We start from the raw sequence: 14,624 nt of genomic DNA on the forward strand, positions 1-14,624 counted from the left end.
AATGTTATTCTATATAATCTAAAAAAAGAGGGAAATATGAAAAAAATATGAATTGCAACTAATAATGAAGGAAAAATAAAAGACTTTAAAACTATACTAACTGATTATGAAATTAAGACTTTAAAAGATTTGGATAAAAATATTGATATTCCTGAGAATGAAAACACTTTTGAAGGCAACTCATTAGCAAAAGCAAAGTACTTAGCTAAAATTGTTAATGAAAAAGTTATAGCAGACGATTCTGGAATTTGTATTGATAATCTTGATAATTTTCCAGGGGTTTATTCTGCAAGGTGAGCTAAACCATTGACTGATTGGTCCAAGATAAATGATAAGTTATTATCTAAATTAGAAGAAGCAAATTTATTGGCACCAAATGACAGAAAAGCTCACTTTATTTCATGCATCACATTCTTAGATGAAAAAAACAATATTCATAAAACATTTGTTGGTAGGGTTGATGGCATTATATCATTCGAACAAAAAGGCGAAAATGGTTTTGCATATGATAAGATATTTATTCCTAATGGTTATACTAAGACTTTTGCGGAAATGACATTTGAAGAAAAAAACTCTATATCACACAGACGACAAGCGATCGAACTGATGAAAAATTTTTTTAAAGAATATAACAAAGAAAATTAATATGTAGAAAAACCTTGAAACTTGTTAAAATATTAGTAAGTAATTCGAAAAATTATTAAGATATTTTATAATGATAATCGTAGAGAGTTTCTAGCTCTCTTTTGTTTTGGAGGAATTATGCGTAAATTAAATGTTGTTTTATATGAACCAGAAATAGCTGCAAATGTTGGTGCAATTATGAGAACATGTGCATTAATTGGGGCTAAATTACACTTAATCGAACCTTTTGGTTTCGTATTTGATAAAAGAAACTTTCTTAGAAGTAGTGCAAATAACTTTGAAGGGTGCGAATTTGCTAGATATGAAGATTGAGATGAGTTCATAAACATAAATCAACCAAAAGAATTATTTTTTATGACTAGATATGGAAAAAAACCGCCATCTTCTTTTGATTTCAAGGTCATATCTGAAAGCATATTTTTAGTTTTTGGTAGAGAATCTACTGGAATTCCAACAAATATTCTGAAAGAGAATCTTGAAAGATGTTTTAGAATCCCTATGTTATCAACTGGTAGAAGTTTGAATATTGCAAATAGTGTAGGGATAGCATCTTATGAAGTATTAAGACAATGAGATTATGAAGGTCTTAGCCTAGTAGAAGTTGAAAAGGGCGAGGATTATTTAGAAAGATAAATTATAAAAAGGTATAATCAAAAAGCGAGGTAAAAAATGAAATTTTCAGATTTTGGATTTAAAAAATTCTTAAATGATGCATTAGAAAAAATAGGATTTGTTAGTCCTACAAAAATACAAGAAAAGGTAATACCTTTACTTAAAAAACATAAATCAGTGATTGCTCAATCACATACAGGGACTGGAAAGACACATTCATTTTTATTACCTATTTTGAACAACATTGATTATGAAAGTAAAAAAACACAGTTTGTAATAGTTACGCCAACTAGAGAACTTGCAAGACAAATTTATAAAAATGTTAAAGAGTTATTAGAATTTAACTCTGAAAGCTCAGTTGCCTTGTTTGTTGGAGGAGATGACTTCGAGAAACAAGCTATAGCTTTAAAAAATAAACAACCATTAATAGTTGTTGGGACACCAACTAGGTTAAAAAACTTGTATGAGCAAAATGCTTTACAAATCACAACAGCTAAAAATGTCGTTATCGACGAGTGTGATATGATATTTGACCTAGGTTTCATTGATGAGTTGGACTTCATATTATCTAAAATGAATGAGAATGTTTCAATAAGTTTATTTTCAGCAACTATTAGTAATGGTTTAAAACCATTTCTATCAAAATATCTTTCTAAAGCTATTTTTATAGAGAGTACTGAAAAAAAACCAAGTAATAAAAATATTGAACACGTTCTAGTATGAACAAAAAACAAAGAAAATAAAGATGTACTAAAAATAATCGTAGATTCAATTAATCCATATATCGCAATGATTTTTGTAAATAAAAAAGATCAAATAAAAGAAATAATTTCATGACTAAATGAGTTTGGTATAAAAAATGTTGGTGAATTACACGGAGATTTAGATGCTCGTGTAAGAACAAATATGCAAAAGAGAATCCAAAATATGGAGTTTAAATGAATAGTTGCAAGTGATGTTGCATCCCGTGGTATGGATATTGATGGTGTTAGTCATATAATTTCGATAGATTTACCAAAAGAATTGGAATATTATGTTCACAGGAGTGGAAGAACAGGTAGAAATAACTATACTGGTCAAAGTTACATTTTATTTAATTCAAATAATCAACACCAAATTGATACTTTGAAATCAATGGGGTTCACTTTTACAAATAAAAAACTTGTACAAAACGATTTAGTTGAAATAACTCAAAAAAGTAAAAAGAAAGTTATAAATAAAAATAATCCAGCTAACATCGAAGAACAAAAAATAATCAGCAAATATAAAGCTAAATCAATTAAACCTGGATACAAAAAGAAACGTAAGGCAGAAATCGATAAAATTAAGAAAGACATTCGAAGAAAACATATTAAAGAATCAATTGCTAAAATTAAAAAAGCAAAATACAAAAAAAGACGTGAAGATTTGTTTGACAATTAAAAAATTACAATATTAAAGTTTAAAAATGAACTTATATGTTCTATAATCATAATATTTAAAGGGGAGCAATTATGGATATAACAGAAAGAATTAAAAAGCTGATTGAGGTACTTTCTTATCAAGTTTATGAAAAAGAAACAATCTTCAAATTAGCAATGTTAGCACTCTTGGGTGAAGAGTCTATTTTTTTACTAGGTAAGCCAGGTATAGCAAAGTCGCTTATATCTCGTAGAATGAAATTCGCAATTAAAAACGGGAAAAATTTTGAATATTTGATGAGTAAATTCTCAACTCCAGAAGAAATATATGGTCCTATTGATCTTAAATTACTTAAAGAAGGAAAATATGTTAGAGTTATTGATGGTTTCTTACCATCAGCTAATGTTGGATTTTTAGACGAAATTTGAAAAGCTGGACCAAGTATTCAAAATACACTTCTTACAATTATTAATGAGAAACTTTTTAGAAACGGACCAAATGATATTAAGGTTCCTTTGAAATTATTAATTTCAGCATCAAACGAACTACCAGCAGAGGGTGAAGGATTAGAAGCCCTTTTCGATAGATTCATTATTAGATACATTGCAGAGGGTTTAAAAAGTGAAAATAACTTTGATGATCTATTAAATTCAGATTCTGCATTAGATGTTGATGTTGATCCAAGTCTACAAATCTCAATTGTTGAATTAGAGGCTTGAAAAAAACAATCTAGACAAGTCAATATGAGTAGAAAAACTTTAGACTTTATACACTATTTCAGAAAAAAAATGCAAAAAGACACAAATGGAGAAGCTTATATATCAGACCGTAGATGAAAGAAAATAGCTGGTTTGATGAAAACAAGTGCCTTTTTTAATGGAAGAGGGGAAACTGACATCCCAGACTTATTCGTTATTCCTTTTTGTATATGAGATAATGAAGAACAAGAGAAAACCTATAAAGAAATCTTTTTCCAAGCATTTTTGGACCAGTTTGGTTTAGATTGAAGAAATGAAAAAAGAAACTTATTAAATCAACTTGATACAATTAACTCTCAAATTGGTCAAGTAGAAGCACAATATTTAAGATTAACTCCATACGACTCTCCCTTTAGAGGAAAACTTATTGGTACCTATTATTTAATCAACTTTACAGACGGTGGTGACAACTACAGATATTGTTTTATTTCCGCTGCTGACTGAAATAAAATAAGTAAATTAACTAGTGAATCTTTCGAAGTGGAACTACACTTTGGACCAAACATAAATAAATATGTTGGTAGCCAAGTTACATTAGTTAAATCTTACAAATCTGATCAAATACTTTTTGTTAATGAAAACAAAAAGTATCAAGTTCAGAATGATAATCCTGGAGAATTTAATAATCAAATGATAACTTTAAGTCAAGAAGTTCAAGAAGTTGAAAAAAAAGTCTTAGAAGTTTCAAAGAAAATGTACAAAGAATATAAAAAATATACAGGTATGAATTGTATTTTCTTTGAAGATATTTATAACGAAAAAATATCTGAAGCATTTGATACTTTTAATAAGAAAACTTCTAACGAAGAACAATCAGACATCGAAATTGAACAATATTAATCGATAAAAGAGGGTGGCATTATGGAATTTGATTTAGAAAAACCTAAAAGTGAAATAAACAAAGAGCTTGAAAAGTTAAGAAAGAAAGATCTTCACAACAGCGAATTTTTGTTATTCAAAAAAAACCATGAACATGCCGCAGAGCAATTAGATGATAAAATTAATAATTTTTATAGCGCCTCTAAAATGTCGACTATCAATCAAATAAAATTACCTGAACCAATTAGAAAAGAAATTGTCTATTACAACTTTATTTCCGATAAATATGATGAAGTAAGTTTTGCTAAGAATATCAATTTAATACAAACAAAGTTGATGGAGTTTGACTCTCCATTTTCAACATATATTGATACAATGAAATGAAAAATTGATAATGGTTATGTTGAACTAAGAGGACGCGAATGGTTAACTGAATTTTTTAGTACTTGAACATTTATGTTAACTAAAAGAATTATAGATTTTCGTATGAAGACTGTCGAAGATTTGCGCTATAACTATTTAGTTGAAATTTACTCTATAATAAAAAACTACGGAAAGTATGCCCGTATTTATAAAACTATGTATGACGTTTTTGGTAAGGTGGCAAATATCGAAGATGAATTAAAAAATCAAAATATAGAATCAATCTCTAGATTCACTGAGTTCCTTTTTAAAGATCCATCAATTCTAAAAATTGCCGAAATGCTTGGTAGGCTTAATGGTGAAGATGACAAAATGGAAGTAAACATTACTGAACAAATTACAACTTACCCTACAGAAGTTAAATTACCTTATAACCCAGAAGAGTTAGTTGGTATAACAATGTCAAAAGATATTGAAAGACTATTACCAATGGAGCTTGCAAATCTTTTTGATGAAGATTTAGAAATTATATTTTTTAAAAAGTTTGTTGAATCACAATTACAATCATTTTTGTTTGAGTCAAATGAAAGAATTATTGAGCATGAGATTGAAGAGGTTGAATACGAAGCTCCAATTCCGTTGGAACAAGGAAAGTTTATAATTTGTATAGATACTTCTAGTTCGATGGAAGGTGCTGGTGAATATATCGCCAAAGCATTATCAATGGCGGTTGCAAAAGTAGCTTTAAAAGAAAACAGGGATTTAATTTTTTTAAACTTTGCAAATCAACATGTTGAAGAATTCGTTGTCAAAGCAAGAAATGTAAATATTAAAAAAATGTTAGAGTTTCTTGCAAATTCATTTTATGGTAGAACAAACTCTGTTCCTGCTTTTCAAAAAGCAATACAAAAAATGACAACCGAAGAATTTAAAAGAGCTGATCTTTTAATGGTTTCAGATTTCATGATGGATTCTGTTCCAAATAAAACTAGACTACAAATTGCTAATTTAAAAGAAAACTATAATAGATTTCATTCTTTAGTGGTTGGTACAATGCCAAATGTTGAAACACAAGAAGTTTTTGATAATGTTATGTACTACGATCCTAACGACCCTTATGCAACTCAACAAATTGTAAAATCATTAAATGAAACTTTAAGAGACCTAAGAGAACTTAAAGAAGAAGAAGTTGCTTATCGTGATGAACAATTAGCTGAAATGAATGCTATTAGAGATAAAAAAAGAATGCGAGAAGTTCATAAGACTTCACCAAAATCTAAAAAATTAGAAAAAGCAAAACAAAAAGCTCAAGAGTTAGAGAAAAGAAATAAAGAACTATTTGGTTAAGTTTCTTTGAGGGGATATATATGGAAATTAGAGAAAAAGGAAACTTGATAATTCTTTATTTTGAAAAAAATGAAGATTTGTTTTCAATGCTTAATAATGTTGTTCGTGAATATATGATAATCGATGCAAAAATAACTGGCTTTGGTTTTTTTAAAAGAATGGAGTTTGGTATTCTAACTCAAACAGAACCACTTTTTTTTGGTAAAACTCTTGTAGAAAAGTTAGTGACAGTATCAGGGGTTCAAGGATTGATTGATAATCGAGATATCTCAATTATGTTTCACGGAGTTGACGCAGAAAAAAATAACTACAATGGCAAATTATTTTCTGCTGAAACAATTGAGTCGTTTGTTATGACTTTAGATATTTTGAAAACCGAGTAATTAATATTTTTAAAGTAAATAATAATAATCGTTTAGAAGTTTGTATTTATTTTCCGCAAATAATTATTTGTTGAAAAAAATCAACCCCTTTTATCGATTTTTTAGTATAATAATAATAATCTTTATATATGTTAAACATACTATAGAGGTAAAAAACGGAAATTATGAGGTGACACAAGATGATCGGAATTATTTCGACAGCCTACTTTACAGTTAAAGATCGTCCTGGAATTAGAACGGTAAAAAAATACTGATGAAGAAATATGGTTATTCAACATGTTAAATATAGAGGAAAATTTTTTGTTATAGCTACTATCGGATATGGTAAAGCAAATGCTGCTATGGCAATTACATACTTAATGGAAGAATACCCAGGTTTAGAAACAGTACTAAACGTAGACTTGGCATTATCAACAAACGACAAATTTGATACAACAGATACAGTTATGGCAACTAAATTTATTTATAGAGATGCAGACTTGACTGTTTTCAAAGATATTAAATATGGACAAATTGTTCATGAACCAGAAGCATTTACTTTCAACACTGAATTTGTAAATGAAGTAAAAAACTTCAAACTTGGAGTTTCAGATGGGATTGTAGGAACATCAGATATGTTAATCTACAACTCAAAACAATTTAAAGAAATGGTTGACAAATATGGTCAAACTATTGATGTTATAGATACAGAAGCTGGAGCATTAGCTCAAGTTGCTAAAAAATCTAGTGTAAACTTTGTTGCAATGAAAATTATGTACAACAATGCTTTATCTCCATGAGATAACGATCCACTACACAAATTTAAAATCTATGAAACTGCAAATACATTAAAATACTTATTAGCAAGATTATTCAACTTATTATCATCAAGATATGTGTTAGACTTCACAAAAAACTCAATCGATGAATTAGAAGTAATTAACGAGTTATTTGAATTAGAACACGATTCATGAGTTAAACGCTTTAAGGGTGATGTAGCATCAATCATCTCAGGTATGGGACCATCAATTATGTTGGTTGACAAAAAAAGTCTTAAACCAGAAGCACTTGATATTGTTGAAGTTATGAAATCAAAAATTGAGGATGAAGGTCCATCAAAAGTTATTCTAGGAGAAGATGAGTGAAAAAATGCTCCTAAAAAATGATTACGTAAATTAATGTTCTTACAAAATATGCATGTTAATGATGATGAACTATTATGAAATAAATCAGCTAAATATGATGTTAAGAAAAGTAAAATAAACTCAATCGAAGAAGTTTCAAAAGCTATTGCTAAAGCAATTGCAGAACGTTCTCAAGATAAATCTTCATATACTTATGATGGTGCAACAGTTAACAAAAAACACTTGTTAGTAACTGTTGATGCTGCTATCTCTTTCTACATTACTCACAACCAAACTCACGAGTTTGTAGAAGGTAGAAAAAAAGGTTCTAGTCTTGTTGCTAACGAGTTCATTAAACACTTAAATGAACAATTAGCAGATGTTGACTCACCATTTGAAAAAATAGTTGTATACATTAAAGTTCCTGCAATGGGAGCAATCAAAATTCCTGTATTTATCGAAACTAAATCAAAAGCCAACCAACCAGTTGTTTTTGGTGGATTCTCAGCAAAAGATCAAAAAGATTTCACTGTTGTTGATATTACAAGAAATGATTATGACCCATTGAAAGTTGGTTCATTCAAAGTTACAATTCGTTTGAAAACAAAAGGATAATTACAAAATAAAATCACTTTATGTGATTTTTTTTATTTGTTTATGTTATTTTTATATTAAAGGTGGCCACAATAATGAGTAAAAAAACTTTAATTGATAATGATAAAACGGTTGAACTCGCTTTTGAAGAGTTATTAGAATTATCAACAATGGAGTTAGAAAATTTAAGTTTCAGTATTGAAACTAATTCTAAAAAAACACCGCAACCTAATAAAATTTCTTATGATAACTTATCGGGAATTCAAAAGATTATTTTTGACGCGAAAAATAAAAATACTAATATCAAAAAAGAAATAAAATATACACCCGAGTCTAGTGATGAAAGAGAGATTATAATGCGTGCAAGCCAAAAAGGTAAATCAGCTTATGATTCGGATGTATTAAGAGAATTGATATTAAATCGACAAAAACAAAAAAGAAACTCAAATAATTTGTCAAGTTTAATAAATAATGTCAAAAAAAATAAAGATGACTATAATAAATAAAAAAAATTTTAAAACATAAATATTTATAATACAATACTTGTAAATAAAAAAGAAGGAATTTTGCAAAATGAATGATGATATCTTAAATGACAAAGCAACTAAAACTTTAGAAGATTTGGTTATTGATGAGCCAAAAGAATCATTTCATTCAAAAAGCGAACAACGAACAATAAAAAAAGCAGCAAAAGAACTTGCTAAAAATGAAGGTAACACTATAGAATTAAGCAATATTGAAAGTATAGTTATGTCAAAAAGGGAGCAAAGACTATTGGTTCAAGAGTACTTCAAAAGTAAATTTTGAAGAGAACTAGGAAAACTAGCATTAGCTGCCCTAATGATCACCATAACTTTTGACTACTTTATTTCTGCAACTGGTAGAACAGGTTTGTTTCCCGCTGGAGTTGGTGCAATTGCTCGTTTTCTTGCAATTTTAACTTTCCCAACTGACATTGGACTTCAAAGTTCATTTTATTTCATTTACTACTTCACAATAAACATACCATTGATGATTTTTGGATACTTTAAGCTAGGTAAAAAGTTCACTTTTACTACTGTTTTATTTATAATTTTGCAAATAGCATTTGACCAAATCCTTCAAATCATACCATTTTTCAACCCAACAGATTTTCATATAATTATTAATTTCTCTCTAATTCAAAACCTTTCAAATTCTTGAAATACTTCTATATGGTTATTTATTTTTGGATCATTAGGGGGAGTTTTGTTAGGTGCTTCATATTCAATTGTCTATAAAATCGGTTCATCATCAGGAGGAGCAGATTTTTTAACTATTTTTTTCTCAAAAATTAAGAATAAACCAGTTGGTAATTTAAATAGGAATGCTAATTTCATGATATTAGGTTTCATAATCATAATGAACTCAATCATTCTACCAGCTAGTATGTTGAGTGCAGAACAAAAGATGAATGCCTTGTACAATCTTTCAGTTGATGACGCTTTTCAAACTTACACAAAGGATGGTAAAAACCTAATAGAGTCATTATTTGAATATGTTCTTGGTAAAGACAATCGTGGACCAGCATATTTGGACCCTGCATTCTCAAAATATTTTGATTTATTGGGAGATGCAAAAGCAAAAGAAATTTATAGTGTTTCAGAATTAATTGATTATTTAGTAAGTAAGCAACCTGATAATAATTACCTATACCGTTATTTAGTTCAATTAGCTTGCAACAATGGTTTTGGTGAAAATCTTGCTGGTTGAACACTAGTAAAAGTAAAATTAACTTTTATATTTGGTCCATCATTGTTTGCATCAATTGTCTTAATTTTGTGCAGTTCAGCAACAACAAATGCACTATATCCTAAATTTAAACTAAGAACATACTTAATTACTACTAACCAACCAAAAGAAATAAACAATTTTTTCCTAGAGCGTGGTTTTCAAAATGATATTGTAACTTGAGATGGTACTAACCGAATAAATAAAAACTATTTACACAGAAGTGTTATTATGGTTGCCATGTCAGTTATGGATTGAGACTCCTTAGAAAAAGAAGTTTTTCTAATTGATCCACAGGCTAAAATTAACATTTTAAAAACGAAGGCTGTTAAAGGAATATTTAACTACGAAATCAAGAAAAATGATGAAAGAGATTTCATTCATAGAAAAATAAATTCTGATGAAATGGAATTGGAAAAAATCAGACAAATAGCAATTGTAAAACTTAATAGAGAAACCGAAAGACAGAATCGTAAAAATAATAAGAAAAGAAGAGATAACATAAGCCTCGATAAAAACGGTTTTGTAAGGGCGAATAAGCACAAAAATAACCGTATGACTCAAAAAGATATCTATGATGAATAAAGTGTAGTTCTTATAACAAAAATAAGATTTTATCATTTCTTTAAAAATTTTTGTTTATAATAAATAAGTATGGTGATTTGAATGTGAAATAATTATTTGCAAGATATTATTTATAAAATGTTAGAAATAAAACTCATTGAGGTAAAAAAACAAATAAAACAAATCACAATTGTTGATATATATGACTATTTAAAAAATGTCATTTTTAAGAAAAATAAAATAAGGGATGTTAATGATGCTTCTTTCTACATAATGAATATCAAAGTTAATAAGTTGTTTGAATACATGAACATAAATGTTTTATTGGATAAAACCAATACGATAGAAACAGATTTAAAATCTATATTAGAGGGATAAGTGGTCAAAGTGAAAAAAAATCAAAAAACAAATCAAAAAAATATTAATAAAAATGTTTTTAGGTTTTTAACAATTTTCTTATTATTATGTTCATTAGCACTTGGAATTTTATTTAGTACATGACGTTTTTCAAAAGATTACAAGCTAGGTAATGACTTTAGGGGTTATTATTCAGCATTGGTTTCAGTTGATAACGTAAATAATGAAAAAAAAGCCAATAACCAACCTAATGGTGATGCAAAAGAGGCAGCCAAGGTATTAGAACAAAGATTAAACCCTATGGGTACAAATCAAATAATAATTGAAACTGCTGGTTTGAATTATTTAAAAGTTTTGTCACCAATAGAAGCATATAAAAACAAAATTGTTTTCCAAAATCAAATTCAAAGAAAGGGTGGAGCCATCCTTTTAAATGAAGAGTACAAAGATTTACAATTCAAAGATCAAGAGAGAACTGGAATTAATGACTTTTTCTCAAGTGCTAAATCTACTTCTATAACTACAGCTAGAGGTAAAAACCCAGCTGTGTCATTTGAATTAAAAGGTTCAAACTTTTCTTCTTTATTTAAAGCAGAAGAAGGTCAAACATCTGCTAAGTTAAAAATGTCAGTATTAATTGATGCTGATGGTTTTTATAATGATATTAGAAACTTCTATAATTTAGTTGAGGCTGATAAAAATGAAGAAAAAGTAAATCTTTACTTCGAACAAATAATCGAACCATTTAGAAATATTTATAATAATAGCGAAACAAATGCTAAAGCTAAGCTGATATTAGCTGACTTTTTTAAAGGTCGTTATACAATTACAACTTCTGGTAATAATAAATCTTATTCTTATGTTAATTTACTTGACAAAAATTTTGAAAGAAAAACATTTTTAGACCACTTTAGTGATTTTGAATTTCTATCAGATACTTCTGGGTATGTTTATGATCCCAATGCTAAGACTGATGATTTCAAAGAAGGTGGAAAATATGCCGAAGAAGTTATTGGTTATTCAATATCAAGCGGTAATGACCGCAGTACAAAATTAGGTAAAGTAAATGAATTATTCAATGAGTTTAACCCTGTTATGGCTAAGTTTCTTAATACAAATGCTAACTCATTGAATAAAAAGATTTATAATTCTTTAACAAATTACTTCTTATTTGATGGTACTGCTTCAAATAGTGGAAGATTAAATGAAGCTTCTACATCAGTTAATGGTGCTTATGGTTATATAAAAGATAATCATTTTATTACAGAGTACCCTAAAGATCCTGAATCTAAAGCTAAAATGGGTGCATCTGTATTTAACGCTTCTACAAAAGGTTTTGTTTTCACAGTAAACGAAATTTCAGAAATATCTGGTTCAATTACTAGTTTAATGCTTTCATTCGCTATTATATTTATGGGTGTTATCGCCTTAGCATTGATGATTTATATAGCCTTTTTATATAGGGTATTAGGTATTTTCATGATTGCAATAATATTAGCGATTACAGGCCTTACATTGTTATCTACTACTTGATTTGGACTAACTTTAGGACCTGAAACAATCATTGGAATAATTTTAATTATCGCTCTCAACCTTGAAATATTTGTCCTTATATTTGAAAATGTTAAGTACAATATTTTCAATAAACAAAGGGGAGTCAAGACAAGTTTCAACATTTCAATTAAAGAAAACCTTGGTATTGCCATTGATGTTATAGTTGCCCTAATTGTGCCAAGTATTTGTTTATTTTGAATTACTTCTAACGCACTTCAGTCATTTGCAATAATAATTTCAATGGGAATGGCTTTCTCAATATTGTTGACAGTTTTATTTGCTGTAATCTTATTCAAAATGTTAATAAATACAAATATCTTCAATAATAATCTATGATTATTTGCATTAAACACTAGTTTCGCCAAAAATGGTAGACCAGTGTTAAATTACAAAATATACACTTTGAAAAATAAAATTCAAAAACTAGATTATGCAACAATTAATGATAAAAAAATTGAAGTTTTAGAAAGACAAAAGTCTTCTTTAAATGACTCAGTTCATTCATTGTCAAGTAAAAGTCAAAAAGCTACGCTTAAAAAAATAGAGAAAATAGAGAAGAAATTATTAAATCTAAAGAGTTTCAAAATAGATTCAAAAGATATTGATAAAAGAAAAACTTTACAAGCTAAATTAGCAACTTTAGAAACTAAATTAGCACAAAAAGAACAGAAACACGAAGAACTGCATGTGTTAAAAGCTGAAAAAATAAAAGAGAAACTTAACAAAAAAATAAACAAAAAAATAACTAAAATCAAAACTAAAATCTCTAAGTTAGATCAAGAAAAATATATTACTAAGATAAATAAATTAAATTTAGCTATCGAAGAACTAAATTATGTTTTGAACGATAATACAGAAACAATTATCGAGCAAGAAAGTGAAATAGTTACTTCAACTAAAGAAAAGTTGAAAGTAAAAACTTATGAAAAGGTTATTAAACACGGATCTAAACTACTCGCATTTATTTTAATTATTTTAACTTCAATAGCAGCCTTGGTTGGTGGTTTATGAGGACCTAATTACGACGCAACATTTGGTAACAGAACCGAGTATACAATTTGAGGAAGTAACATTGATGAGTTCTATCAAAATATCGAAGCGGTATCTAATAAAGATGAACCGAATAATGAATTAATAAATATTGCGAAAAACACAGTTAAAAACTTCAATGATTTTGAAATTGAGAATCCTACTCTAGAACCTAGTTCATCTAAAAGACAACTTAAGAAAACTCAATTAGTAAGTAATTTCATATATACAGTATTTCTTGACAAAGAATATGTAAATTATCTAGCGAATACTACAAATGCGATAACTACATATGTTAATCATAATCATAGTGTCTCATATGGTTCTAAATTTGAATATAATTCTAAAACATCTGATGAAGAAAATTATCCATGAATTTCTTTATCAGTAGCAACAACTAACTCAGAGCAATCATCAATTGCTAAAAACGTTTTCCAAAGAATGGGAATTAACATCACGAACGCTCGTGAAGACAGAGGGTTTATTTCAAAAAGAATTAGACCAGCTACTATGCTATGAATGTCATTCCAAATGCTATGAACAGTTCTAGCTATTATATTAGGCTTATTAATTTATATATTGATAAGATTCAAATGAACATACTATATTGCGATGATTGTGGCAATCATATTAACTCCTGCAATTACCCTTGGTGCTATTGTTGCATTACAAATACCATTAGGAATGAGCTCATTAATATCTATTGTTGCTTCTATCTCATTTGTATGTATGGCATTATTTATAATTTTTGGAAAAGCAAGGTCATTAATTGTTTCAAAAGATGAAAAGAGTTTAAATGAATACTTCAAAAAAGAAATTGAATATTCATTCAACACTAAATCAGAAAAAAAACGTATCAAGGATGAACTTTTCTTAATTAAAGCAGATCTTAAATTAGCACTCAAAAGTAAAGATTTAACTGTTAAAGAAAAAAGAGAACTGTATGCACAGTTCAGTAAGACAAAACAAGAAAAATATTTAGCATTTAAAGATATCAAAAAAGAAAACAAAATCAAAATTTCTAGAGTAGCAAAAGAGAATAATTACCTTAAAGAAGTGATGGTTCAAACATTTAGGTTTGGTGTTAAAAGAACTTATTTAATTGGATCGGTATATATAGCTGTTGCCTTACTATTGGCGATGACACTATCACCACTATTAGCATTTGGTATCAGTTTAATTATAGGTATATTATCATCAGCATTAGTTGTATTATTTGTAGCAATACCAATATGAATTGGTTTAGAACAATTAAGAATTAGAAATCATCTTTCAAGAAAACACTTCATCAACAACCTTAAAGTTTCTGGTGAAGAGCAAATTATTGAAGGTATAAATGATTAAAA

11 protein-coding genes are annotated in these 14,624 nt (G+C 28.1%); all 11 read left to right on the top strand.

What is annotated here, in order from left to right; all coding sequences use genetic code 4:
- The first annotated feature begins 36 nt into the window (after positions 1 to 36).
- The gene (gene rdgB, locus SAPIS_RS02120; protein WP_023789187.1) at positions 37 to 645 is read left to right on the top strand and encodes an RdgB/HAM1 family non-canonical purine NTP pyrophosphatase; all 609 of its coding nucleotides are present in this window, start codon (positions 37 to 39) and stop codon (positions 643 to 645) included.
- Positions 646 to 762: 117 nt separating this feature from the next.
- On the top strand, positions 763 to 1,278 hold the full coding sequence (locus SAPIS_RS02125) for a tRNA (cytidine(34)-2'-O)-methyltransferase (protein ID WP_023789188.1): 516 nt from the start codon (positions 763 to 765) through the stop codon (positions 1,276 to 1,278).
- A 36-nt stretch (positions 1,279 to 1,314) separates the two neighbouring features.
- Complete coding sequence (locus SAPIS_RS02130) at positions 1,315 to 2,679, top strand: DEAD/DEAH box helicase (protein ID WP_023789189.1); 1,365 nt, start codon at positions 1,315 to 1,317, stop codon at positions 2,677 to 2,679.
- 71 nt (positions 2,680 to 2,750) lie between these two features.
- Positions 2,751 to 4,256, top strand: coding sequence for an AAA family ATPase (locus SAPIS_RS02135; RefSeq protein ID WP_023789190.1), 1,506 nt, complete (start codon positions 2,751 to 2,753; stop codon positions 4,254 to 4,256).
- A gap of 21 nt (positions 4,257 to 4,277) precedes the next feature.
- Complete coding sequence (locus tag SAPIS_RS02140) at positions 4,278 to 5,945, top strand: vWA domain-containing protein (RefSeq protein WP_023789191.1); 1,668 nt, start codon at positions 4,278 to 4,280, stop codon at positions 5,943 to 5,945.
- A gap of 20 nt (positions 5,946 to 5,965) precedes the next feature.
- Positions 5,966 to 6,328, top strand: coding sequence for a hypothetical protein (locus tag SAPIS_RS02145; RefSeq protein WP_023789192.1), 363 nt, complete (start codon positions 5,966 to 5,968; stop codon positions 6,326 to 6,328).
- 179 nt (positions 6,329 to 6,507) lie between these two features.
- A complete protein-coding gene (gene fib, locus SAPIS_RS02150) occupies positions 6,508 to 8,046 on the top strand; it encodes a cytoskeletal motor fibril protein Fib (RefSeq protein ID WP_023789193.1) in 1,539 nt (512 codons plus the stop codon).
- Positions 8,047 to 8,120: 74 nt separating this feature from the next.
- Positions 8,121 to 8,531 carry a hypothetical protein gene (locus SAPIS_RS02155; RefSeq protein WP_023789194.1) on the top strand — a complete coding sequence of 137 codons (411 nt, stop codon included), beginning with the start codon at positions 8,121 to 8,123 and terminating at the stop codon, positions 8,529 to 8,531.
- A gap of 67 nt (positions 8,532 to 8,598) precedes the next feature.
- The gene (locus SAPIS_RS02160; protein WP_023789195.1) at positions 8,599 to 10,359 is read left to right on the top strand and encodes a YitT family ABC transporter; all 1,761 of its coding nucleotides are present in this window, start codon (positions 8,599 to 8,601) and stop codon (positions 10,357 to 10,359) included.
- Between the two features lie 81 nt (positions 10,360 to 10,440).
- On the top strand, positions 10,441 to 10,716 hold the full coding sequence (locus tag SAPIS_RS02165; protein WP_023789196.1) for a hypothetical protein: 276 nt from the start codon (positions 10,441 to 10,443) through the stop codon (positions 10,714 to 10,716).
- 9 nt (positions 10,717 to 10,725) lie between these two features.
- Complete coding sequence (locus SAPIS_RS02170; RefSeq protein WP_144083785.1) at positions 10,726 to 14,622, top strand: protein translocase SecDF, variant type; 3,897 nt, start codon at positions 10,726 to 10,728, stop codon at positions 14,620 to 14,622.
- The last annotated feature ends 2 nt before the right edge of the window (positions 14,623 to 14,624 follow it).

It is taken from the genome of Spiroplasma apis B31 (assembly GCF_000500935.1).
Classification (GTDB): Bacteria; Bacillota_I; Bacilli_A; order Mycoplasmatales; family Mycoplasmataceae; genus Spiroplasma_A; species Spiroplasma_A apis.